The following is a 24,925-nucleotide window of genomic DNA, read 5'->3' as shown; positions in this document are numbered from 1 at the left end:
ATGAAAACGGCTCAATTAATCGAACAAATTCCTCATATATCAACCTTTAAAAAGTTTGGTAGGGTTACTCGAGTTGTCGGCTTAATGATTGAGTCGCAAGGTCCAGATAGTTCCATAGGCGATGTTTGTAAAATTCATGTGGAAACTTCAAAAAACGGTCATCAAATTATACTAGCAGAGGTGGTTGGTTTTAAGGATGAAATAGTCATCTTAATGCCCTTTACCTCTCTGCGAGAAATTTCCATTGGATGCTTAGTTGAAGGGACTGGGGCACCACTTGAAGTAAAAGTAGGACCCGAGCTGATTGGTAAAGTATTAGATTCGATGGGGAATCCTATCGATGGAACAGTGTTACCAAAGGGATTATTATCAGTTCCGACTGAGCAGGATCCACCAAATCCTCTGACACGTCCACCGATAAATGAAAGACTTGAAGTGGGCGTAAAGGCAATAGATGGTATGTTAACAGTCGGAAATGGTCAGCGTGTAGGTATTTTTGCTGGATCAGGCGTGGGGAAAAGTACCTTGCTTGGTATGATTGCTCGAAATACACAAGCTGATTTAAATGTTATTGCACTAATTGGAGAACGTGGTCGTGAAGTACGTGAGTTTATAGAACGTGACTTAGGATCTGAAGGATTAAAACGTTCAATCGTTGTTGCTGCCACATCTGACCAACCCGCACTCATGCGAATTAAAGGTGCCTTTACCGCAACGGCGATTGCAGAGTATTTTAGAAACCGTGGTTTGAATGTTATGTTGATGATGGACTCCGTCACTCGTGTTGCGATGGCACAGCGTGAGATTGGGCTTGCAACTGGCGAACCACCAGCTCAAAAAGGCTATACGCCATCAGTGTTTGCCATTTTACCTAAACTATTAGAGCGTACAGGAACAAATGAAAATGGTTCTATTACAGCCTTCTACACAGTATTAGTAGATGGGGACGATATGAATGAGCCAATTGCTGATACTGTAAGAGGAATTTTAGATGGTCATATTGTTCTTGATCGGAACCTTGCCAATAAAGGTCAATATCCTGCAATCAATGTATTAAAAAGCGTTAGCCGTTTGATGAATCATGTGGCAGAGCCAGAGCATAAAAAGGCAGCGGAACGATTAAGGGAGCTTTATTATACATATGACAAGTCAGAGGATTTAATCAATATCGGTGCATATAAACGTGGTACCTCACAAGAAATAGATGAGGCTATATACTATGAGCCTCTAATTACAGCTTATCTTAAGCAAGGTTATTTAGATAAAGTGACACTTCTTGAAAGTATGAATGAGTTAATTACATTATCGAACGGTGGAGGGAAATAAATGGTGAATTATATATATCGTTTTGAAAAAGTGTTAACCATTCGTGAACAAGAAAAAAATGAAACGGAAATAGTTTATAAAGAATCTGTTCGTTCTTTTGAAGAAATAGCAACTAAGCTGTATGAGCTGTTGAAAAAGAAAGAGGATTTAATTGACTTTCAACAAGAGCGCTTAGCTGTTGGCTCATCTATAGAGGAGATTCATCATTATGCGAGATTTATTGATAGCCTCGAAAAAACAATTGTAGATGTACAACAGAAGGTAGTGCAAGCACGTTCAAAAATGAATTGGTACGAAGAAAAACTGTTAGAAAAAAACTTGGAAGTACGTAAATTTGAAAAAATGCGAGAAAAGGATTTTAAGTTATTCAAGCAAGAGCAAGATCGGATTGAAGGCATTTTCTTAGACGAAATTTCAACCCTTACGTATAACAAGAGAGAAATCAGGTGATTTCATGGCGAAAAAGGAAAATCGACTTTCAATGGAATTAGCAGAGCAACAACCAAAGCGTAAATCAGGAGGCTTTCGAAAGTTTTTCACCTGGTTTGTCATACCTATTATGTTTGTGGTAGCCGTGTTACTTGTTGTAGCAACGCTAATGAATACGAATGTCTTTGATTTAGGAAAGAAAGCTTTTGAAAGCTTGCCATTTGTTCCTTCAGAAGAACAGCAGGCAAAAGATGCAGTCGTTAACAACGATTCAAAACTTGTAAATCTACAAGCTGAAATAAAAGAAAAAGAAGCTGAAATTGCACAGCTACAAAAGAAATTGGATACTACAGCGACTGAAAAGGAAAAATTATTGACAGAAAAAGAGCAACTCCAGTTTGAAATTGAAAAACTAAATAGAGAACAAAATGATTCGAAACGAGATTTTAATGATATTTTAATAACATTCGATAAAATGTCTCCTAAAGCTGCAGCACCAGTATTAATCAAAATGAGTGATGCTGAAGCGCTTCGTATATTAACAAATTTAAAGCCAGATAAATTAGCAGCTATTTTAGAAAAAATGAGCCCCGAGAATGCTGCTAAATATACGGAAATGATGGCTAAACAATAAAACATGAAAGGAGGTGAAAAAGATGGATGTAGCAATGATGCAAATGATATCCAAAGCAATGCCACCTAAAACAGCGGCTACTGCTACAAATGGTGGTTCTGATGTTAAAGCTAGTGGAGGGTCAAAAAATGATAATTTATCTGCCTTTGGATCAGTTTTTGGACAAATTATGTCTGCTTCCAATCAAACAACTCAGCCTGCACAACCAACAGCAACAGGAGAGATTCATCAATTAGCAGCTGTTCTAAACGCTGAATCAATTGAGGAAGTACTTGACTTACTAGATATTCCACATGATGATGGTCTGTTAATGCTTCAAATTGGTGAAGATGGTAAAGCTGTTGCAATGGATGAAATGCTCAATCTTGAGAATTTAATGGACGCTTTAGGCATTGATGCTGAACAGCTTCAAAAATTAGTACAGAAGTTGCTAGGTGAGGATAAAGAAGCAAAGGATGTTTGGGAGCTTCTAGCATTAGTAGATGTTCAGGCACCTGTACTACAAGCACAAGTAGTTACGGCTTTACAGGGTGAGGGACAGGTTACACCAAAAGAGGCCACACAATTACTTCAAGTATTAAAATTAGCACAATTAGTTGGACAAAAAACAGATTTAACAGCTCCACAAGAAAATTTACTAACAAATGTTAAAAGCCTTTTAACAGTGCTACAAACGAATGTAGAGACGATTCAAACTACACCACAGGTAACAACAAAAACAACTGTAACTCTTCCATTGCAGGGCTTTCAAAATGTGGTTCAGCAGGTTCAGGTAACAAAGCAGACTGACACAAGCGCTAATGAAATGGTAACGGCTAATACAGTTCAAACAAAAGCTGATACATTCCAAGTGACGTTGCCAGCAGCAAAACCTGCACAATCCGAGGCATTATTAAAAGAGATGCAAGCTATCATGAATAAAGCCCAGATTTCCAATGTACAGGGAATTACACGTTTAACATTAAAATTGTATCCTGAGAATTTAGGAACAATTCGGATTGAATTAGTGCAAAATGATGGAGTTCTTACAGCTCGACTACTTGCTTCAACAGCACATGGACGAGAATTACTGGATAGTCAAGCGCATCAGTTAAAGCAAGCATTTGTTCAACAGAATATCCAAATTGAACGACTAGATATTGCTCAATCCCTACAAGACGCAGACCGTCAACAAAGAGATCAAAGCTTCTTTAGTAATTTCTTTAAGCAGCAACAGCAAGAAGAGCAGGAGCAAAGCACCGAAGATGACGATGAAGGCAAGTCCTTTAATGAATATTTAATAAGTGAGGAGGTGTAAGCATGGCAGATGCAACAACAAAAACTGAAAACTCATCAATGTCAATAACGGATGATTTATATTATTCTAATTATAAAAAACCAACAAGACAAACAGGAAATAGTGAACTTGGCAAGGATGCATTTCTAAAATTACTGATTACACAATTACAACATCAAGATCCAACAAATCCAATGGATGACCGAGAGTTTATCTCACAGATGGCACAGTTTTCTTCATTAGAGCAAATGCAAAATATGACGAAAGCAATGGAGTCATTACTTGCCTCGCAGCAACAAACACAGATGATGAATTATTCAACCTTTATTGGTAAGGAAGTCAAATGGCACGAGTTAACTGACAAGGTAGATGAAGATAAAAAACCTATTGTCAATGAAGGAACCGGTGTTATCCAATCCCTGAAATTTGTAGATGGCAGTGTTGTATTTGTATTAGCGGATGGCAAAGAAATAACACCTGGTAATATTTCAGCCGTTTTAAGTGGTTCTGCAACGGAATCAAACAGTAACGGTTCAGTTACAGAATCGCCACTTGTACAAGCAAGCAAGTTGATTGGTAAAAATGTTACTTATAAAGATGGCGAACAAGAACTGCAAGGACGTATCGTTTCTGTTTCAAATAAAGATGGCGTTATACAATATATATTAGACAATGAGAAAAGGTTAACAGATAAGGATTTTACAGTAATAAGCGAATAAAGGTGGAGAATAATGATGGATAAATTTTCAATTCATCGTGTACCATTGCATCCATCTATTCGCCAAGCACAGCCCTCGCCAATAAAATCACAGCAATCGTTCCAAGCTCATTTACAGGAGGCTACCAAACAACAAGAACTAAAAGTGAGCAAACATGCGCAAGAACGTATTATGGAGCGTAAAATAGCGATTTCTGATCAGGAATGGCAGGTTGTATCAGACAAGGTATTTGAGGCACATTCAAAAGGTGTCAAACAACCATTAGTCTTGATGGATCAAGCGGCTTTAATTGTCAGTGCTAAAAATGCTACTGTCATTACAGCAATGGATCGCACGGAGGCAAAGCAACAATTATTTACAAATATTGATGGCACCATTGTTCTTTAATGGCTGGACCTTAATTGGAAGCCTAGTGTGCTGAATGATAGACGCACACAATTTAAAATGAAGGGAGAACGGCATTTATGTTACGTTCTATGTATTCAGGTATTTCAGGTCTTAAAAACTTTCAAACTAAACTAGATGTGGTTGGTAATAATATTGCCAATGTTAATACGGTTGGCTTTAAAAAAGGTCGTGTTAATTTCAAAGATTTAATGTCTCAAACACAAGCAGGTGCATCTGCTGCAACTGCTACACGTGGAGGAGTTAACCCTCAACAAGTAGGATTGGGTTCTCAATTAGCTGCCATTGATACGATTCATGGTGGTGGTTCTATACAAGGTACAGGACGTGCACTTGACTTCGCAATTGAAGGGGATGGCTTCTTTATGGTAGCTGATGCAAATGGTGCCCCAGACCCAGACAGTGGTTTTATTGATGAAGAAGGCTTCAACAACACTTTATTTACTCGAAATGGTATTTTCTACATGGATAGTAATGGCTACTTAGTTAATGCTGATGGTAAATACTTAGTGGGTGTATCTGCTGGGAATGATATTGTTATGGAAGCTGATGATGATGGCATAAATCCTGATGATGCACCAATCGCTTCAGGGGATGAAGGTGCTAACTTATTTAATGAAGATGGTGAATTAACACCTGCTGCTGGTACTGTAGGACCAATTCGTATTCCAACAACGGCTAAAGAGATTAGTGTAGGGCCTAATGGTACGATTGAATATACGGACTTAAACGGTCAACGTAAATGGGCAGGACAGATGATTATGGCTAAATTCCCGAATGCGGGGGGTCTTGCTAAGGTTGGTGGTAACTATTATCAACAAACAGCAAACTCTGGTGCCGCTTATGCACAAGTAGCAACTGTAGCAGGGATGGGGAAAGTGGCTCCTGGGGCTGTTGAAATGTCTAACGTTGATTTATCAGAAGAATTTACTGAGATGATTGTGGCACAACGTGGTTTCCAAGCAAATACTCGTATCATCACAACATCTGATGAAGTACTTCAAGAGCTAGTAAACTTAAAACGATAGGTTAAAATAATTTTAGTGTTTTATGCTTTATATAAATACCTGGTAATGCATATATTACTAGAATGTGAATAAAGCATTCAGGTTATCAAAACATAATTTCATATGAGGGAGGGTCGGGCCGGCTCTCATGCTAGACCCGGCCCTATTTCAATGATTGAACTAACACGTCTAAATGGCAAAGCATTTACATTGAATGCTTTATACATAGAAACGGTCGAATCTTTTCCAGATACGACCATAACATTAACGACTGGAACCAAAATCATTGTTTTACAGAGTGAAGATGAGGTGCGACAAAAGGTAAATGCCTTTTATAAAAATATACAAATACTATCAAACCCGCATCTACGAGGTGAAGAAGATGAAGAATAACAAAATGTTGACGATGATTATTATCGTACTAGTAGCAATCATACTTATCGGGGGTATTGCGGTTGTATTGCTAACCCAATTTAATAAGCCAGCTGGATCACTTGAACCATCGATTGATGACATCGTAAAAGCTTCTGTAGAGGTACCGGAAATAACGACAAATCTTGCTGATAACAGAGTCGTACGTTTTTCGTTAACAATTCAAACATCCAGTAAAGATGCAGCAGAAGAATTAACGAAACGTACATTCCAAGTGAAAAATATTGTTATTCAGGAGCTTTCCGAAATGGAGCAAAAGGATTTAGAAGGTAAGCAAGGTAAACAAGTTTTCCAAAAGTCATTAAAAACACGAATAAATGAATTGATGCAAGAGGGAGAAGTTCAGGAGATTTATTTCACCTCCTTTATCACTTCTCCATAAAACGAAAAACTGCTTGAAATGGAGGTGGGCAAATGGCAGGAGATGTGTTATCTCAATCCGAGATAGATGCGCTGCTTTCCGCAATATCAACTGGGGAAATGTCAGCGGACGACATAAAGAAAGAGGATGAGGGGCGTAAGGTTAAGGTCTATGATTTTAAACGAGCTCTGCGATTCTCAAAAGATCAAATCCGAAGTTTGACCCGAATACATGAAAATTTTGCACGACTACTGACAACCTTCTTTTCTGCACAGCTAAGAAGCTATGTGCAGATAACGGTTGCATCAGTGGATCAAATACCATTTGAAGAGTTTGTACGTTCGATTCCGAATATGACACTCATTAATGTGTTTGAAGTGCCACCATTAGATGGTAATATATTGATGGAAATAAATCCGAACATTGCCTACTCCATGCTAGATCGTTTAATGGGCGGTAGTGGATCAAGTCATAGTAATGTAGATAATTTAACAGAAATTGAAACGAAAATTATGACAAACCTATTCGAACGTTCATTTGATAATTTACGTGAAGCGTGGGAAAATGTTGCGGAAATTGATCCGATTTTAGTGGAGCTTGAGGTGAATCCTCAATTTTTACAAATGATTTCACCTAATGAAACAGTTGTTGTCATTTCCTTAAATACGATTATCGGTGAAACAAGTGGCATGATTAATATTTGTATTCCGCATGTCGTACTGGAACCTATTGTTCCAAATCTTTCTGTTCGTTACTGGATGCAAACAAATACGAAAGAGATGTCTCCAGAACAAACAAAAATGCTTGAAACGCGCGTTAAACAAGCGCAATTACCACTTACCGTTGAATTAGGTAATACAGATATCACGATTGAGGATTTCCTGACAATGCAAGTTGGGGATGTTATACAACTAGATCAAAAAATCGAAAATCCTTTAATGTTAAAAGTAGGTACATTACCGAAATTTACTGTTCAACCAGGTAAGCAAGGCAAAAAATTAGCAATCCAAATTATCGACCCTTTGAAAGGAGGAGACGAAGATGAGTGATGAAATGCTCTCCCAAGAAGAAATTGAAGCGTTATTAAGGGGCGAAACGTTGGAAGATAAAAACAGCGGCACTGAAGCTTCTACAAATGATGATATGAACGATATACGAGTAGAGGATTATCTCGATTCGTTTGCCCAAGATGCATTAGGTGAGGTAGGTAATATATCTTTTGGTAGCTCTGCCACAGCACTTTCAGCGTTATTAGGTCAAAAAGTAGATATTACTACCCCAAGTATTTCGATGATTAACCGCAATAAGTTAGAAGAGGAGTTTCCTCACCCTTATGTGGCAGTCCAAGTTGAATATACAATTGGCTTAACAGGTATGAATTTACTTGTTATTAAACAATCTGACGCAGCGATTATTGCTGATTTAATGTTAGGTGGAGATGGATTAAATCCGAAGCCAGATTTAGGTGAGATTCAGTTAAGCGCTGTCCAAGAGGCCATGAACCAAATGATGGGTTCAGCAGCCACGTCCATGTCGACTGTATTCAACAAAAAAGTAGATATTTCTCCACCAACAATTGATTTGATGAATATTTCTCAAAATGAAGGACGAGAAAATATTCCAGAAGACGATTTGCTTGTAAAAGTATCCTTTAGATTACGTATTGGTAATTTAATTGATTCAAATTTAATGCAATTATTACCGCTTAAATTTAGTCAAAATATTGTTAAGTCACTTTTAGGAGAAACACAAACAATAGAAGAACCGGTAGCTGCAACTATTGCACCTGAAGCACCAGTAGCACCACAGCCAGTGCAACCACAAGCTCCAGCGACGCCACCACCAGCACAGCCAGCTTATCAACAGCAGGAGGCGCCAGTACAGCAGCAACCAATGTATCAAGAGCAGCAACAGATCCCTTACGCAGCAAGACCTGTTCAGCCTGTCAATGTTCAACAAGCGCAGTTTGCTAGTTTTGATACGGATGTAATCTCGCAATCTGAAGCTAGAAATTTAAATATGCTACTTGATATTCCATTGCAAGTTACTGTAGAGTTAGGACGTACGAAACGTTCTGTAAAAGAGATATTAGAACTATCTAGTGGTTCGATTATTGAACTAGATAAATTAGCTGGTGAACCAGTTGATATTTTAGTAAATAGCCGTTTAATCGCTAAAGGTGAAGTCGTTGTTATTGATGAAAACTTCGGTGTCCGCATTACAGATGTTTTAAGTCAAGCAGAGCGTTTAAATAATTTAAGATAGTTTCAATTGGAGGAGTTAACCATGTCTAAAAGAATTTTGATTGTAGACGACGCTGCATTTATGCGCATGATGATCAAGGATATTTTATCGAAAAATGGATTTGAAGTGGTTGGAGAGGCAGCTGATGGTTTACAAGCTGTCGAAAAGTACAATGAACTGAAGCCAGACTTAGTAACAATGGATATTACAATGCCTGAAATGGACGGCATTGCTGCTCTTAAAGCGATTAAGGGCTCTGATCCAAGTGCAACTGTAATCATGTGTTCAGCAATGGGACAACAAGCGATGGTAATCGATGCAATTCAGGCAGGTGCGAAGGACTTTATCGTCAAGCCTTTCCAAGCTGATCGTGTAATTGAAGCGATTCAAAAAGCTCTAGGATGATAGCATGCAAATGTTAAAATCATTTCGTCTAACGATGATTTTCGCATTTCTTGTATCCTTCCTGTTTTTGTACCCTACACCTGCTTCTGTATCTGCTGATTCTAACACAGGAAGTGTTGATGATTGCATCAATAAAACAGAAGCATGTAAAGAAGATACAGATCCAGCTGCTCCACAAAATACAGATGTATCAGCAGCTGGAGATATCTCTGCATGGGAATACATAAAAATGGTTTTGGCGCTTATTTTTGTTGTAGCTTTATTTTATGGGCTAATGAAGTTTTTAAATAAAAGAAATTTAAACTTTCAACGTAATCAATTGGTACAAAATTTAGGCGGTTTATCGTTAGGTGCACAAAAGTCAGTGCAGTTATTACAAGTAGGGAACACACTCTATTTAGTTGGGGTCGGTGAGGATGTTCAACTGTTACGTGAAATTACTGATCCTGAAGAAGTCGCAACACTTTTAGCACTCTATAATGAACGACAAGAACTTGCAGCATCATCACCGTATATTGCAGAAGTATTTTCAAAGTTTAAGAGAAAAAATATTGGGAGCTCATCCACAGAGCAAGGGAAAGATTCATTTGGTGAGCTATTTGAAAAAAAGATATCCGAAATTAAACAGGAGCGTAGTGAAGAACTGGAGAGATGGAAGCAAAAGGAGAATGATGATAAATGAATGATGCAATCAGTATTTTGTCCAACAGCGACCCGACAAATGTCTCCAATGCTGTGAAGCTCCTTTTACTGTTAACGGTTCTCTCACTGGCACCAAGTATATTAATTTTGATGACTTCGTTTACACGAATTGTTATTGTTTTATCATTTGTTCGAACGGCTTTGGCGACACAGCAAATGCCGCCAAACCAAGTCATTGTTGGTCTTTCTTTATTTTTAACTTTCTTTATCATGGCTCCGACGTTCCAAGAGGTTAACAAAGAGGCATTGCAGCCCTTATTTTCTGAAGAAATCGGACTTGAGGAAGCTTATGATCGTGCCAGTGTGCCTTTTAAGGAATTTATGAGTAAGCATACAAGGCAAAAGGATCTTGACTTATTTTTAACATACAATCAAGCAGAAAAACCAGCATCAGTGGAAGAAATTCCGCTAACAATGCTTGTTCCTGCATTTGCATTAAGTGAGATTAAAACCGCTTTTCAAATTGGTTTTATGATTTTTATTCCATTCCTAGTTATCGATATGATAGTTGCAAGTACGCTTATGTCGATGGGGATGATGATGTTACCGCCGGTTATGATTTCATTACCATTTAAAATTTTATTATTTGTTCTCGTTGATGGCTGGTATCTCGTGATGAAATCATTACTACAAAGTTTTTAGGGGATGATACAGTATGACAGGTGAATTGGTTATTTCAATTGCAGAGCGTGCCATTATGATTATCCTTCTAACAAGCGGTCCGCTACTATTAGTTGCTTTAATCACTGGTTTAGCGGTTAGTATTTTTCAGGCAACAACTTCGATTCAAGAACAAACATTAGCATTTGTTCCAAAAATTATCGCTGTATTAGTGGCCATAGTTTTTTTCGGACCATGGATGTTATCCCAGGTGACAAGCTATGCGAGAGATATTTTTGAGAATTTAACGCGTTATATAGGGTGAGTAGATGAATGAATTAATTCCGCACTTCACGGTTTTCTTGTTAGTACTTGTACGTGTATCGGCATTTTTTGTTACAGTTCCTTTCTTCTCGTACAGAACGATTCCGGCACAAGTCAAAATAACTCTCGCACTCGTTTTAGCTTGGATGATGTATTATACGATAGACGTTGAGCCATTTGCCTTTAATGGTGATTACATACTGTTAGTGATGAAAGAAGCCCTCATTGGACTGTTACTCGGACTTGTTGGCTATATCATCATGTCGGCAATTCAAATAGCCGGAAGCTTTATTGATTTTCAAATGGGGTTTGCTATCGCCAATATTATTGACCCGCAAACGGGGGCACAAAGTCCTTTAATTGGGCAATTTTTTAATATGTTAGCAATGCTCTTACTATTAGCGATTAATGGACATCATATGATTCTTGATGGCATCCATTACAGTTATCAATTTTTACCAATAGATCAAGGATTTCCTCATTTCTCAAGTGACAATTATATTACATTTATTATAACAACATTTACGGCTGTTTTTGCCATTGCCTTTCAAATGGCTGCACCTGTAGTCGCAACATTGTTTTTAGTTGATTTATCGCTCGGTATTACTGCTAAAACAGTCCCACAATTAAATATTTTTGTAGTCGGCTTTGCTATTAAAATTGGTGTAAGTTTTTTAGTGTTATTTACAATGATGGCTGTTATGATTCAGGTTATCCAAAAACTGATCAGTATCATGATCTATGCAATGCGAGATTTTATGGCAATTTTAGGTGGTGGGTAAAATGAAGCTACTACTAGACTTAGATTTACAATATTTTTCCGGAGAAAAGACGGAGAAGGCAACACCTAAAAAACGCCAAGATGCTCGTAAAAAGGGTCAGGTTGTTAAAAGTCAGGATATTTCCAGTGCTATTGTCATGCTCATGGTCTTTATCTTTTTATTCTTCTTCGCAGGCTCAATGCGAGACGATTTATTGGCTTTTTTTAGACAAACCTTTATCCATAATATACGCGTAGAAACACTTACAATTGATAGTGTCATACGCCTTTTTACAGAAACTTTAGTACAAATGGCTTTTATCGTTGTTCCAATAATGGCAATAGCCTTTGTAGGAGCCTTAGCGGGTAACTTTTTACAATTCGGTTTTTTATTTACTTTAGAGCCGATGAAATTTGATTTAACGAAGATGGATCCAATCAAGGGATTAAAAAAAATATTCTCAGTTAAGGCCATTGTAGAGCTGATTAAATCCGTATTAAAGATTGGTTTTATTGGTGGCGTTACGACCATTATTGTATGGACGAATTTGCCAGAAGTTTTGGCATTATCCTTTAAAAGCCCTGGAATTACACTGATTACAGTGGGCAAGCTTGTAGGAATCATGGGAATTGCAGCTTCCCTCGTTCTACTTTGTGTATCCATTTTAGATTGGATGTATCAAAAACATGATTACGAAAAAAATCTTAAAATGTCTAAGCAAGATATTAAAGATGAATATAAAAATAGTGAGGGTGACCCGCTAATTAAATCAAAAATCAAACAGCGTCAACGTGAAATGGCGATGCGTCGTATGATGTCAGAAATTCCTAGCGCGGATGTTGTCATTACAAACCCTACGCACTATGCAATTGCCCTCAAATATGATGAGAATAGTATGGATGCTCCACGCGTTGTGGCGAAGGGGACAGACTTTATCGCTCAAAAGATTAAGCTGATTGCAAAAGAACATGATGTCATTATGGTTGAAAATAGACCATTAGCACGAGCAATGTATGATCAGGTAGAAATTGGCGATCAAGTACCAGAAGAGTTTTTCAAAGCAGTGGCAGAAGTGCTTGCTTATGTATATCGAATTAAGCGGAAAATTTAAAGTTTTAAGTAGGAGGGACACAAATGAAAGTTCGCGATATAGGGGTTTTAGGTGCGGTTATTTTAATCGTTGCGATGCTCATCATCCCTCTTCCTCCGTGGATGTTAAGTTTCTTAATCGTCATTAATATTACATTGGGATTAATCGTACTTTTAACAGCAATGAGTATGAAGGAAGCATTAGATTTTTCAATATTTCCTTCCGTTATTTTACTGTTAACCTTGTTCCGACTCGGACTGAGTGTATCAACAACACGTGCCATCTTGGCAAACGGAGATGCTGGTGCTGTTGTTGAAACCTTTGGTGATTTCGTAGTCGGCGGGAATGTTCTTGTTGGGTTAGTTGTATTCTTAATTCTTGTGTTAATTCAGTTTATCGTTATCACTAAAGGAGCTGAGCGTGTAGCTGAGGTAGCAGCACGATTCACACTGGATGCGATGCCAGGTAAACAAATGAGTATTGATGCTGACTTAAATGCAGGAATTATTTCTGAGCGAGAAGCACGTGAACGACGCGATAAAGTATCGGGTGAAGCGGATTTCTACGGAGCAATGGATGGTGCCACAAAATTTGTTAAAGGGGATGCCATTGCCTCTATGGTAATGGTTATTATCAACCTATTATTTGGGATTATCATCGGTGTTGTGCAGATGAAGCTTCCATTTGCAGAAGCAGCAACTCACTTTTCTAAGTTAACTGTTGGTGACGGTATTGTATCTCAAATTCCTGCGCTATTAATTTCTACAGCAACAGGTATTGTTGTAACACGTGCATCCTCTAAAGGAAGTCTTGGACAAGATATTACGGGTCAGCTCTTTGCACAGGCAAAACTGCTCTATGTTGCGGGCGGTACAATTGTATTACTAGGGTTATTTACACCTATTCCGAACTGGGTTACACTTCCAATTGGTATCTCACTAATTGCTGGTGCATATATGATGGAACGTAAGAAACCAGAAGATGAAGAAGAATTACTTGAAATTGAGGAAGAAGTGGCAACTGACGGTATGAAGAGCCCTGAAAATGTTGTGAATTTATTAAATGTGGACCCTATTGAATTTGAATTTGGCTATGGTCTAATACCTTTAGTAGATGCTGCACAAGGTGGAGATTTATTAGACCGAGTCATTATGATTCGTCGTCAGTTAGCCTTAGAATTAGGAATTGTTATTCCTGTTGTACGTATTCGGGACAACATTCAATTACAACCAAATGAATATCGAATTAAAATTAAGGGTAATGAAATGGCACGTGGTGAACTGTTGCTTGATCATTATTTAGCGATGAGTCCTGGAGACGATGACTCTATTGAGGGCATTGATACAGTCGAGCCTTCATTCGGCTTACCAGCTAAATGGATAACTGAGCAAGTGAAAGAAGATGCTGAAATGTTTGGCTATACAGTAGTTGATCCACCGAGTGTTGTTTCAACACATCTAACAGAAATGATCCGTGCCAATGCATATGAGTTACTTGGTCGACAAGAGACAAAGCAGCTAATCGATCATTTACGCGAGACACATCCAATTTTAGTAGAAGAATTGACACCTGCTCCATTATCAACAGGGGAAATTCAAAAAGTGTTGGGTAAATTACTTCGAGAAAATGTTTCTGTCCGCAATCTACCAATTATCTTTGAAACACTAGCTGATTATGCAAAATTAACTAGTGATACGGATTTATTAACGGAGTATGTGCGTCAATCTTTGGCGCGTCAGATTACTTCACAATTTGTTGGGGACGGTTCATCATTGAAGGTTATTACTGTTTCGGGTAAAGTAGAGAAAATGATTGCTGATAGTATTCAGCAAACCGATCACGGTAATTACTTGGCGATGGATCCTCAGGATTCTCAAATTGTTCTGGAATCCATTGCATCAGAAATAGAACGTGTTTCCTTTATGGAGCAGTCAGCTATTATTTTATGCTCTCCAGCGGTTCGTATGTACCTGCGTCAGCTAACAGAGCGTTACTTCCCGCAAATTCCTGTTCTATCCTATAACGAACTTGATGCTACGGTTGAAATTCAAAGTGTTGGAGTGGTGAATGTAGAATGAAAATGAAAAAATATTATGCATCTTCCATACCAGAGGCTATGAAGCTTGTGCGTGCTGAGTTAGGTGAGGACGCTGTCATTCTGAATTCAAAAGTAGTAATCACAAAGAAATTTTTCGGGATACTTAAAAAGAAAAGTTTTGAGGTGGTGGCAGGTATCGATTCAATGGAGCCAAAGGACTTGGCTCCAACACCCGCTGAAGTACCAGTAATACAGCCTAAAAAAGAAAATGTAAGGTTACAAGAAATTACTCATGCTGTGCAAGCCAAAATACACCAAGGACAGCCGCAGCAGGATGTGTCTTTACATGAAGACACAGGCATACCTGATGAATTGAGGAAGGAAATTGCAGATTTAAAATCTTTAATGCAGTCTATGCATAAAAAGACAACCCAAGCTCAATATCCCGATGAACTCTTCCCCTTCATTGAATACTTAAGACAGCAGGAGCTAAGTGAAGAGCTCATCACGGAGATTGGTGATGAGCTTTTTATGCATTTTAGAGAAGCATCAGAAATTAATTTTTCACAATGCAAGTTAATAACAAAAAATTTATTACGTAAAAGGTTAGAGGATTTTCCGATAGGAGGAATATCCTACGAAAGAAAATATATTAATGTACTTGGTCCTACAGGTGTTGGCAAAACAACGACTATCGCAAAAATGGCTGCTAGGGCAGTTTTAGAGAAAAAGAAAAAAATAGGATTTATTACAACTGATACTTACAGAATTGCAGCAATCGAGCAATTGAAAACATATGCAGGACTTTTACAGGCACCTGTAGAGATTGCCTATAATGCAACAGACTTTGAACAGGCCGTTCAACGCTTAGCTCATTTAGATTTAGTATTTATCGATACAGCAGGTAGAAATTATAAAGAAGTAAAATATGTTAATGATTTACAACGTCTAATAAAATTTGATGATCAAGCAGAATCCTTCTTAGTCCTTGCTATGACAACAAAAGAGAAGGACATGGCAAACATTATCGAGCAATTTAAGCAATTACCAATTGAAAAATTCATTTTTACAAAGCTAGATGAAACAAATTCTATTGGCACAATGATTAATTTAATGATTAAATATAATAAAGGACTTGCTTACTATACGAATGGTCAAGAAGTACCAGAAGATATTGAAGAAGCTAATCTAGAAGCAGTGCTTAATTTGTTTTTCCAAGGTGAAGAAAAATGAGAGACCAAGCTGAAACATTACGCTTGAAAATGCTAAGGCGGCAAGGTGATTTAGGTAGAGCAATTGCTGTTGTAAGTGGCAAAGGTGGGGTAGGTAAAAGTAACTTCACAATGAATTTTGCAACTATGCTGGCGAATAGAGGGAAAAAAGTTGCAATCATTGATATGGATATAGGTATGGGGAATATCAATATCTTAATTGGAAAAAATGTTTCTTTTAGTTTAAAAGATTACTTGGAAGGAAATAAGTTACTAGATGAAGTGGTATTTGAGGGTCCTTACGGTTTAAAGTATATTTCCGGTGGTTCTGGTATGTCGAGTGTCCTAGAATGGTCGGAAGTGTTGCTTGAACGACTTATACATGCATTTGAGCAACTACAAAAAAACTTTGATTATATTTTATTTGATATGGGGGCAGGAGCGACAAGCTGGTCATTAGAATTACTGACGTCAATCGATGAGATTATTGTTATTTCAACAGCTGAACCAACTTCTATTACAGACGCCTATTCGATGATGAAATATATTCATGTAAGGGATATGGATAAACAGTTTTATATTCTCTGTAACCGTGCTTTTAGTAAGGAAGAAGGAATGGAGACCAATGAACGATTAAAGCAAACCATGAAACGTTTTTTGGACAAAGAAGTTACTGTTTTAGGTTCATTACCTGAGGATGCTGTTGTGCGTAAGGCTGTGCGCGAGCAAGTACCTTTTTCACTTGCTTATCCGGACGCACTTATTTCGAAGACACTTCAACTAATAGTGGCTCGTTTTATGGAACACCGTGTGGAGGAAGTTCACGCACATGATCAGTCAGCGAGTAAATTCTTAACTAAATTAAGAAGTATTTTTTCGAAAGGGCGTGATTAATTGGACTTTTTACATAAAAGCAAGCTATTGGTAGTTGATGATTCTGCTTTTATGAGAAAGCTAATTAGTGACTTTTTTGTTGGTAATTCGAAGGTTGAAGTAGTTGGAACTGCACGAAATGGGAAAGACGCGATAAAAAAAATTCAATCATTGAGGCCGACAGTTGTGACAATGGATATTGAGATGCCTGAAATGAATGGACTTGATGCTTTAAAAGAAATAATGACAATATGTCCAGTACCTGTGGTGATGCTTTCTAGTACAACACAACGAGGTGCTGAAAATGCCTTATCAGCAATTGAATTTGGAGCAGTGGATTTTGTCGCTAAGCCGAGCGGAACAATTTCTCTTGATTTACATAAAATCCAAACTGAACTTGTCCACAAGGTTGAACAAGCATCATTGGTACCTATTTCAAAATTAAAGAAACCTTCTGGTAGTAAAAGACAACAAGAACCGGCATTAAACGTGAGTACCATAAGAAAAGATTCACCAAATGAAGGAAAGATAGGCTCTCCTGTTAATATTTCTCCAACAAGAGTAGAGCTATCAAGATCACGTATGGAGTGGAATAAAATAGGTAGGAAAATTGTATTGATTGGTACTTCTACTGGCGGACCAAGAGCGTTACAGGAAGTCATTACGAAAATTCCTAAAACAATTCAAGCACCGATTTTAATCGTCCAGCATATGCCGGCTGGGTTTACAAAATCACTTGCGACTCGCCTTGATCAATTGAGTGAAATTACTGTAAAAGAAGCCGAACAAGGTGATATTCTTCAAAATGGAGTAGCCTATATTGCACCTGGTGGGTACCATCTAAAACTTCGAAAAGTAGGTACCTCCTTTGGCATCGTTCTAGATAGTAATGAACCACCTAGATCCGGACATCGACCTTCTGTAGACGTGATGTTCGAAGATGTGAGTCAATGGAAGGATTTTGATAAGGTAGCAGTGATTATGACAGGTATGGGGCAAGATGGCTCAAATGGACTAAAGGTACTAAAAAGTACTGGCAATGTAATTGCTATCGCTGAGTCAGCTGAAACTTGCATTGTATATGGAATGCCAAAAGCAGCAGTAGAGACGCAGCTTGTTGATGAAGTTGCAGATGTAGATGATATTGCACAAACAATAATGAAATATTTGCCTTAAAAGGGGTGTCCTCTTATGGAAGTAAATCAATATTTAGAGATGTTTATTGAAGAAAGTAAAGAGCATTTACAAGCATGTAGTGAACATTTATTAGAATTAGAAAAAAATCCGGAAGACTTGGCGATTGTTGGGGAAATTTTCCGTTCGGCACATACATTAAAAGGTATGTCTGCAACGATGGGCTTCGAGGATTTAGCAGATTTAACGCATAAAATGGAGAACGTATTAGATGCAATCCGTAACGAAAAAATTCACGTATCACCGGAAATTCTAGATGTTGTCTTTGAGTCTGTTGATCATTTAGAAGAAATGGTGATGGACATTGCGAATGGTGGAGATGGAAAGCGAGATGTCTCTTCTACTGTAGCACAATTAAAACGTATCGAATTAGGTGAAGAAGCGATTCCTGAGGTTGTGGCAACCATTGAAGCGCCTTCAGCTCCTGCTGTAGCAAGCGTTTTAGAATATGATAGCTTTGAAGAAACGGTTATTTCCCAATCCGCAGAACAAGGTTTCAATGCTTATGAAATTTCAGTGAAATTACGTGAGGATTGTCTATTAAAAGCTGCACGTGTATTTATGGTGTTTGAAATTTTGGAAAAAGATGGAGATGTTATAAAATCAAGTCCATCTGTAGAGAAACTAGAAGACGAGCAGTTCGATCAACAATTCCATGTAGCCTTTGTGACGAAAGAATCTGCAGAAGATATGCAGAAAAAAATTATGAAAGTCTCTGAGGTGGAAGAGGTTAACGTTGCTACGATTGACCAAAAGCAATTTAGTGAAAAAGAATTCCAAGTAAATGAAGAAGTAGCTGTAACTACTACAGCACAGGTTGAAGTGGTGGATAAAGCTGCAGCAGCACCAGAAAACAATACACCAGCAGCTAAGTCTGCAAAAACGGCAACCCCAGCAAAGGCAGATAAAAGTCATGCACCTGTTGGAAATAAAACAATTCGTGTCAATATTGAGCGTCTGGATATTTTAATGAACTTATTTGAAGAGCTTGTAATAGATCGTGGAAGACTACAATCTATTGCAACAGAGGTAAATCATGGGGAGTTAAATGAAACGGTTGAACGTATGAGTCGTGTAATGGGTGACCTGCAAACGATTATTTTAACAATGCGAATGGTACCAGTGGAAACAGTATTCAACCGCTTCCCAAAAATGATTCGTCAATTGTCTCGTGATCTTAACAAGAAAATTAATCTTGAAATTATCGGTGCTGAAACAGAGCTAGATCGTACAGTTATCGATGAAATAGGAGATCCACTTGTTCATTTAATTCGAAATTCTGTGGACCATGGTATTGAAAATCCTACTGCGCGTCGTGCTAAAGGAAAGCCAGAAGAAGGGACAGTTGTACTACGTGCATATCATAGTGGTAACTATGTCTTTATTGAAATTGAGGATGATGGCGCAGGGATTAACCGTGATAAAGTATTAGCAAAAGCAATATCTAAAGGTGTTGTAACGCAAGAGCAATCCTATTCAATGTCAGATAAGCAAATTAACGAGTTAATTTTAGCATCTGGGTTCTCAACAGCTGATGTCATTTCGGATGTTTCAGGGCGAGGCGTTGGATTAGACGTTGTGAAAACAACCATTGAATCTTTAGGTGGAAATATTTCGATTGAATCTACACAAGATGTAGGATCAATCTTCTCAATTCAACTACCTCTAACATTATCGATTATCTCAGTCATGCTGGTAGAGATTGAAAAAGAGATTTATGCTATTCCACTTTCATCAATAATTGAAACTTCTATTATCCGTTCATCCGAGATTATGAATGCGCATAATCAAAAAGTAATTGACTTCCGTGGGAAGGTTGTCCCGCTTGTGTTCTTAGAAGAAATCTTCGAAGTACCTCGTAAAGAGCAGCAGGATGATGAATTCCATTCAGTAGTCATCGTACGAAAAGGCGAGAAACTTGCTGGTTTAGTTGTGGATTCATTCATTGGCCAACAAGAGATTGTACTGAAGTCATTAGGCAATTACTTAACGAATATCTTTGCTATTTCAGGTGCGACTATTTTAGGTAACGGAAAAGTAGCCTTAATTGTGGACTGTAACGCACTTATAAAATAAGTAAGGTGAATGAATAAGAGAGGTGTAGATCATGACAAACGCAGTGGAACAAGAAAGTATTAAAGTAATTGTCTTTCAATTAGCCGATAAAGAATATGCAATCCCAGTGTCACATGTACAAGGGATTGAAAAATTAATGCATATTACACGTGTACCAAAAACGGCGAAATATGTGAAAGGTGTCATTAACCTTCGTGGTGTTGTAACACCAATTGTTGATTTACGAGAAAGATTTGAATTACCAATTTCTGAGCACGAAGAAACAACGCGTATTATCATTATTTCCTTAGAAGATATGGAAGTAGGCTTCGTCGTAGACTCTGCAAATGATGTATTAGACATTCCTGCAAATTCAATTGAACCACAGCCAGAAGTAGTCGGATCGCTTGAAGAAGAGTTTATTTCAGGAGTAGCTAAAATTGATAAACGATTATTAATTTTATTGCATTTAGAGAAAGTACTAAATCCACTAAAGTAGGGATCGATAATGACACTTAATCAAAAGATTACATCACTACATTTAGATGTATTAAAGGAAATTGGGAATATTGGTGCTGCGCATGCTGCGACAGCACTTTCCAATTTACTCGGAAAAAAAATTGATATGCGAGTACCAAAGGTAGAAATGGTGTCGTTTAATGACATGATGGAGCTTGCTGGTGGATCTGAAAATGTTGTAGTTGGCATCTATCTACGCATCGAAGGTGATGCTGAAGGCAGTATGTTCTTTATCTTGCCGATCGAACAAGCGAATCGTTTTATTCGTCGTCTTATTCATGATGAATCATTCGACTTTAAAAAACGACCAGTTTCAGAGCTAGGGTTATCAGCCATGCAGGAAATGGGGAATATTTTATCAGGTTCCTATTTATCCGCATTATCTGACTTTACAAATTTGAAAATTTATCCGACTGTTCCAGGACTAAGCGTTGATATGTTTGGTGCTATTATCAGTATTGGCTTAATTGAATTGTCACACGTAAGCGATAATGTTATCGTCATAAACACATCCATTTTTGAAGACGGGGTAGAGGACCACGAAACAGTAAGGGGCCACTTTTTCCTCTTGCCCGATCCAGACTCATTTGATGCTATTTTCAAAGCATTAGGAGTTTCGTAGATGATGCTAAATAGTAGTGGGCTAGTGATTAAAGTTGGAATTGCACAAATGGATGTGGTAAAGTTACCCAACACTATCAGAACATCAGGTCTTGGATCTTGTGTAGGTGTTATTTTATATGATGAATCAAAAAAAATTGCTGGTTTAATACATGTGATGTTGCCAGATTCAAGTTTAGGTAGACAGGAGTCAATAAACGTAGCCAAATTCGCAGATACAGGTATTTCAGCTATGATTGACTTATTAAAAATAGAAGGCGTACAAAAATTCAAGCTAAAGGCAAAAATTGCGGGTGGTGCACAGATGTTCCAATTCACCTCAGATAAAGACTCGATGCGTATTGGTCCACGTAATGTTGAGGCTGTCAAACGTGAGTTGAAACGCCATGGCATTCCATTAGTTGCAGAAGACACTGGTGGTAATAGTGGTAGAACAATTGAATTTAATCCAGCGACGTCAACATTACATATTCGAACAGTTAACCAAGGAGTGAGCGAAATATAATGTTTGGTTCTATTTTTTACAACCTATGGGGAGCGCTAATTGCCTTTTCGATTTATTTTTTCAGTACATTTCAAAAACCCCTTACGCCACTACGTATTCTTATAGGATCATTTATAGTAGCCATAATCGTGTTTTTCGCAATGTATATAATTCGTTTTTTAATTGCCTATATTTTATATACACCAGAAGATAACGAAGCAATGGGTGAAGGTGAGTTGGAAGAAAACGCATCCGATGAGCATAATGAAGGCGAACAAGAAGGATCTTCTGCTAGTTCAACTGTTGAATTTCAGGATGAAAGCTCAGAAGAAATTGCGCAAGTTGTACGAACGATGATGAGCCGTGAAGACCATCAGCAAGTAAATGCATAAAATAAATAAGGGGGTCGCGAGTTGCGGCTCTTTTTTTGTTATCGTAAATGCTTTGAGGAGTACCAAGTTATATTAACCTATTTAGAAACATTTTCATACAATTCACCAGCTATAGTAACTAAGTTAAATACCTAGTAATTAATTAAAACAATATGTGAGAGAGTGGGAGAAACAAATGAAATTATGGTCGAATCTTGCTATAATGTAGGAAAGAATGGTAATCACTTTATCTGCATTCAGGAAGTGTTTTTGTATCGAAAGCATAGCGGCAGATGTTTTATGCGCGTAAGCGTAGCGGTAGCAGCAGATACAGAAGACTCCCAGGCCTAGGCACAATTTAAAATCCAGACGCAATTACGCCAAGGCGAAATTGATCTTGGCGGCTCACAACAGTGAAGTTTAGTGTTTTTCTAAACGAATAGGCGCGGTAAAGGCGTTTTCTTAAGAGAGGTGGATTTCATGACACAACCAAATCTAAACGATGAACAAAAGCTGTGGAACCGTTGGATAGATGACCGTGATCCAGATGCTGGGGATTTGCTTATCAAAAAATATATTTCACTAGTATCTTATCATGTACAACGCATTGGTGCCAGCTTACCGAAAAATGTATCTCGAGATGATCTAACAAGCTTAGGCATGATAGGTCTATTTGATGCATTAAATAAATTTGATATTAAGAGAGATTTGAAATTTGATACATACGCTTCTTTTAGAGTAAGAGGAGCAATAATAGATGGTTTACGGAAAGAAGATTGGTTGCCGCGTTCTGCTCGTGAAAAAGCTAAAAAATTAGATGCGCAAATTGAACGGTTAGAACAAAAATATATGCGTCATGTAACACCTGAGGAGCTTGCTGAAAATTTGGAATTACCAGTAGAGGAAGTCTATCAAACTGTACAGGAGCATTTCTTTTCGAATGTCCTTTCTATTAACGAACAACAAGATCAGGAAGAAACGGATGGAAAGTCATTTGTTATTAGGGATGATACAACAAAAACACCTGAGCAGGTTATCATTAAATCAGAATTATTGGGTGATTTAGCGGAAAATATTCAAAAGTTGAATGAAAAGGAACAATTGGTGCTTAGTTTATTTTATACAGAGGAATTGACCTTAACAGAAATCGGTGAAATGCTTGATTTATCAACTTCACGTATTTCACAAATTCACTCAAAGGCGCTTTTAAAGCTACGAAAGTTATTATCTAGTGAAATGATTAATGCCTAATGATGATTAGATACATAACATTAAGGGAGGAATTCCAATGAGTTTAAAGGGTGTCGAGTTACAAATTGCTATTCCAAAAACGTTTGAGGCAGGGAAAATGGCAGATCAGGCACAGCAGCAAACCTTGGCTCAACAAGCACATGCAAATGAAGCATTAAAAAAAGAAATAGATCGCAAGCAAAAAATTGTGAATACTTCAGAGGGTATGGATGAAATTAGTGAAGATGAAGAAGCGGGCGGTGAGTACATTAAGGGAACACGCAAAAAAAAGAAAAAAAGTGACAATCAAGAAAAACAGGCACGACATCCGTTTAAAGGAAATTTTGTGGATTTTAGTGGATAGGAGTTTACTATGGCAACCATACTAATTACGATTCTATTTTTCTTACAGTTGCTTTCGTTTTACTTCCTTATTATTTTAAATACGAAACTAGCTAAATTTAAAGATTTAGAAAAGAAACAGGAACGTTTAATGCGCGAAATGGATGATACAATTAGTGTCTATTTGGCAGATATGAAAGATGAGAATGATCGTTTAATACAAGAACTACACAGCGTTTCAAAATCGGAATTGAATGTAAATGCTATCCAGCAGGCTGAAAAAATTGTCATTCAGAAAGTGCAAGAGCCGCTTCCTGAAAAAATGAAAAAAGAACAAGAATCTACTAATTTAGAAACTGATTCACGAAAATATATACCTAAAAATATTGTTGCGAGTGCTTATTCACGCCAGCAACAGTCTGTTTCAAAAACAGCACAATCTGATAGTATGGCTAATGAGGTAGAAAAGGAACAACCAAAGGTACTCACAATGGAGCAACAAGCCATTGAATTAGCGAAGCAAGGAAAAACACCAGAGGAAATTGCAAAACAACTCCAAAAAGGCAAGACAGAAATCGAGCTTTTATTGAAATTTCATGGCTAAACAGTTGCGAATAGGGTAAAGCTATGATATAGTTGCAAATGGTGTTATTACTACACACGCATTTTGATGCAGTAAGTGGTGCTCTAAGCTTAGGGTAGCTTGTTGCAGAAGATAAATGCGGAGGATAAAAACCAAACATACTAGGAGGAAATTCACATGTCAGTAATTTCTATGAAACAATTACTTGAAGCTGGTGTACATTTCGGTCACCAAACTCGTCGTTGGAACCCAAAAATGAAGAAATATATCTTTGTTGAACGTAACGGGATCTACATCATCGACTTACAAAAAACTGTTAAAAAATTAGAGGAAGCTTATGACTTCATGCGTCAAGTTGGTCAAGACGGTGGTAAAGTTCTTTTCGTTGGTACGAAAAAACAAGCACAAGAAGCGATCAAAGATGAAGCTGAACGTTCAGGCAACTACTACATCAACCAACGTTGGTTAGGTGGTACTCTTACAAACTTCGGTACAATTCAAAAACGTGTTGCACGTATGAAACAAATCGAAAAAATGGAAGAAGAAGGAACTTTTGAAGTTCTTCCTAAAAAAGAAGTAATCCAACTTAAAAAAGAACACGAACGTCTAATCAAATTCTTAGGCGGTATCCGTGATATGCACGATCTTCCAGACGTAATGTTCGTGGTTGACCCACGTAAAGAACGTAT

The 24,925-nt window shown here is 37.7% G+C and carries 30 protein-coding genes; all 30 read left to right on the top strand.

The window, feature by feature from the left end; translation table 11 throughout:
- Complete coding sequence (gene fliI, locus B2R82_RS20965; RefSeq protein ID WP_283871162.1) at nt 1-1,326, top strand: flagellar protein export ATPase FliI; 1,326 nt, start codon at nt 1-3, stop codon at nt 1,324-1,326.
- Nucleotides 1,327-1,776, top strand: a complete 450-nt coding sequence (gene fliJ / locus B2R82_RS20960; RefSeq protein ID WP_286926842.1) for a flagellar export protein FliJ — start codon at nt 1,327-1,329, stop codon at nt 1,774-1,776. It begins immediately after the preceding gene.
- 4 nt (nt 1,777-1,780) lie between these two features.
- Nucleotides 1,781-2,389: a MotE family protein gene (locus B2R82_RS20955; protein ID WP_283871164.1), complete on the top strand. Its 609-nt coding sequence runs from the start codon at nt 1,781-1,783 to the stop codon at nt 2,387-2,389.
- A 22-nt stretch (nt 2,390-2,411) separates the two neighbouring features.
- Nucleotides 2,412-3,686 (top strand): flagellar hook-length control protein FliK, encoded by a 1,275-nt coding sequence (locus B2R82_RS20950; protein WP_286926841.1) that lies wholly within the window; start codon nt 2,412-2,414, stop codon nt 3,684-3,686.
- A 2-nt stretch (nt 3,687-3,688) separates the two neighbouring features.
- Nucleotides 3,689-4,384, top strand: a complete 696-nt coding sequence (flgD, locus tag B2R82_RS20945; RefSeq protein ID WP_286926840.1) for a flagellar hook assembly protein FlgD — start codon at nt 3,689-3,691, stop codon at nt 4,382-4,384.
- Nucleotides 4,385-4,399: 15 nt separating this feature from the next.
- Complete coding sequence (locus B2R82_RS20940) at nt 4,400-4,771, top strand: TIGR02530 family flagellar biosynthesis protein (RefSeq protein WP_286926839.1); 372 nt, start codon at nt 4,400-4,402, stop codon at nt 4,769-4,771.
- A 77-nt stretch (nt 4,772-4,848) separates the two neighbouring features.
- On the top strand, nt 4,849-5,817 hold the full coding sequence (locus B2R82_RS20935) for a flagellar hook-basal body complex protein (protein WP_283871167.1): 969 nt from the start codon (nt 4,849-4,851) through the stop codon (nt 5,815-5,817).
- A 150-nt stretch (nt 5,818-5,967) separates the two neighbouring features.
- On the top strand, nt 5,968-6,189 hold the full coding sequence (locus tag B2R82_RS20930; RefSeq protein WP_283871168.1) for a flagellar FlbD family protein: 222 nt from the start codon (nt 5,968-5,970) through the stop codon (nt 6,187-6,189).
- Nucleotides 6,179-6,610, top strand: coding sequence for a flagellar basal body-associated protein FliL (gene fliL, locus B2R82_RS20925; protein WP_286926838.1), 432 nt, complete (start codon nt 6,179-6,181; stop codon nt 6,608-6,610). The genes B2R82_RS20930 and fliL overlap by 11 nt, the downstream gene beginning before the upstream one ends.
- 32 nt (nt 6,611-6,642) lie before the next feature.
- Nucleotides 6,643-7,638, top strand: coding sequence for a flagellar motor switch protein FliM (gene fliM, locus B2R82_RS20920; protein WP_283871170.1), 996 nt, complete (start codon nt 6,643-6,645; stop codon nt 7,636-7,638).
- Entirely contained in the window at nt 7,631-8,854 is a 1,224-nt protein-coding gene (fliY, locus tag B2R82_RS20915) for a flagellar motor switch phosphatase FliY (protein WP_283871172.1), read from the top strand. Before fliM ends, fliY begins: the two co-directional genes overlap by 8 nt.
- A 21-nt stretch (nt 8,855-8,875) precedes the next feature.
- On the top strand, nt 8,876-9,238 hold the full coding sequence (locus tag B2R82_RS20910) for a response regulator (protein WP_008180756.1): 363 nt from the start codon (nt 8,876-8,878) through the stop codon (nt 9,236-9,238).
- 10 nt (nt 9,239-9,248) lie between these two features.
- On the top strand, nt 9,249-9,920 hold the full coding sequence (locus tag B2R82_RS20905; protein ID WP_286926837.1) for a flagellar biosynthetic protein FliO: 672 nt from the start codon (nt 9,249-9,251) through the stop codon (nt 9,918-9,920).
- The gene (fliP, locus tag B2R82_RS20900) at nt 9,917-10,582 is read left to right on the top strand and encodes a flagellar type III secretion system pore protein FliP (protein WP_054770635.1); all 666 of its coding nucleotides are present in this window, start codon (nt 9,917-9,919) and stop codon (nt 10,580-10,582) included. Before B2R82_RS20905 ends, fliP begins: the two co-directional genes overlap by 4 nt.
- A gap of 13 nt (nt 10,583-10,595) precedes the next feature.
- Nucleotides 10,596-10,865 carry a flagellar biosynthesis protein FliQ gene (gene fliQ / locus B2R82_RS20895; protein WP_283871174.1) on the top strand — a complete coding sequence of 90 codons (270 nt, stop codon included), beginning with the start codon at nt 10,596-10,598 and terminating at the stop codon, nt 10,863-10,865.
- A 4-nt stretch (nt 10,866-10,869) separates the two neighbouring features.
- A complete protein-coding gene (fliR, locus tag B2R82_RS20890; protein ID WP_286926836.1) occupies nt 10,870-11,646 on the top strand; it encodes a flagellar biosynthetic protein FliR in 777 nt (258 codons plus the stop codon).
- A gap of 1 nt (nt 11,647) precedes the next feature.
- Nucleotides 11,648-12,736: a flagellar biosynthesis protein FlhB gene (gene flhB, locus B2R82_RS20885; RefSeq protein ID WP_283871176.1), complete on the top strand. Its 1,089-nt coding sequence runs from the start codon at nt 11,648-11,650 to the stop codon at nt 12,734-12,736.
- Nucleotides 12,737-12,759: 23 nt separating this feature from the next.
- Complete coding sequence (gene flhA, locus B2R82_RS20880; protein ID WP_286926835.1) at nt 12,760-14,793, top strand: flagellar biosynthesis protein FlhA; 2,034 nt, start codon at nt 12,760-12,762, stop codon at nt 14,791-14,793.
- Nucleotides 14,790-15,986, top strand: coding sequence for a flagellar biosynthesis protein FlhF (gene flhF / locus B2R82_RS20875; RefSeq protein WP_286926834.1), 1,197 nt, complete (start codon nt 14,790-14,792; stop codon nt 15,984-15,986). The genes flhA and flhF overlap by 4 nt, the downstream gene beginning before the upstream one ends.
- On the top strand, nt 15,983-16,858 hold the full coding sequence (locus tag B2R82_RS20870) for a MinD/ParA family protein (protein ID WP_286926833.1): 876 nt from the start codon (nt 15,983-15,985) through the stop codon (nt 16,856-16,858). Before flhF ends, B2R82_RS20870 begins: the two co-directional genes overlap by 4 nt.
- The gene (locus tag B2R82_RS20865; RefSeq protein ID WP_286926832.1) at nt 16,859-18,013 is read left to right on the top strand and encodes a protein-glutamate methylesterase/protein-glutamine glutaminase; all 1,155 of its coding nucleotides are present in this window, start codon (nt 16,859-16,861) and stop codon (nt 18,011-18,013) included. It abuts the gene before it with no gap.
- 15 nt (nt 18,014-18,028) lie between these two features.
- Nucleotides 18,029-20,107 (top strand): chemotaxis protein CheA, encoded by a 2,079-nt coding sequence (locus tag B2R82_RS20860; RefSeq protein ID WP_286926831.1) that lies wholly within the window; start codon nt 18,029-18,031, stop codon nt 20,105-20,107.
- A gap of 31 nt (nt 20,108-20,138) precedes the next feature.
- Nucleotides 20,139-20,585: a chemotaxis protein CheW gene (locus B2R82_RS20855; RefSeq protein WP_054770637.1), complete on the top strand. Its 447-nt coding sequence runs from the start codon at nt 20,139-20,141 to the stop codon at nt 20,583-20,585.
- Between the two features lie 9 nt (nt 20,586-20,594).
- Entirely contained in the window at nt 20,595-21,227 is a 633-nt protein-coding gene (locus B2R82_RS20850; RefSeq protein WP_283871181.1) for a chemotaxis protein CheC, read from the top strand.
- Nucleotides 21,228-21,731 (top strand): chemotaxis protein CheD, encoded by a 504-nt coding sequence (locus B2R82_RS20845; protein ID WP_286926830.1) that lies wholly within the window; start codon nt 21,228-21,230, stop codon nt 21,729-21,731.
- Nucleotides 21,731-22,102 carry a hypothetical protein gene (locus B2R82_RS20840; RefSeq protein WP_283871182.1) on the top strand — a complete coding sequence of 124 codons (372 nt, stop codon included), beginning with the start codon at nt 21,731-21,733 and terminating at the stop codon, nt 22,100-22,102. The genes B2R82_RS20845 and B2R82_RS20840 overlap by 1 nt, the downstream gene beginning before the upstream one ends.
- A gap of 459 nt (nt 22,103-22,561) precedes the next feature.
- Nucleotides 22,562-23,332, top strand: coding sequence for a FliA/WhiG family RNA polymerase sigma factor (locus B2R82_RS20835; RefSeq protein WP_286926829.1), 771 nt, complete (start codon nt 22,562-22,564; stop codon nt 23,330-23,332).
- Between the two features lie 37 nt (nt 23,333-23,369).
- A complete protein-coding gene (locus tag B2R82_RS20830; RefSeq protein ID WP_286926828.1) occupies nt 23,370-23,675 on the top strand; it encodes an RNA polymerase subunit sigma in 306 nt (101 codons plus the stop codon).
- A 9-nt stretch (nt 23,676-23,684) separates the two neighbouring features.
- Nucleotides 23,685-24,257, top strand: a complete 573-nt coding sequence (locus tag B2R82_RS20825) for a hypothetical protein (RefSeq protein WP_286926827.1) — start codon at nt 23,685-23,687, stop codon at nt 24,255-24,257.
- Between the two features lie 156 nt (nt 24,258-24,413).
- On the top strand, nt 24,414-24,925 hold a 512-nt coding region (gene rpsB, locus B2R82_RS20820; RefSeq protein WP_286926826.1), incomplete at its 3' end, for a 30S ribosomal protein S2.

Source organism: Lysinibacillus sp. UBA6686 (genome assembly GCF_002455205.1).
GTDB classification, from domain to species: domain Bacteria; phylum Bacillota; class Bacilli; order Bacillales_A; family Planococcaceae; genus Lysinibacillus; species Lysinibacillus pakistanensis.
This window is presented reverse-complemented; position numbering and strand designations above follow the sequence as displayed.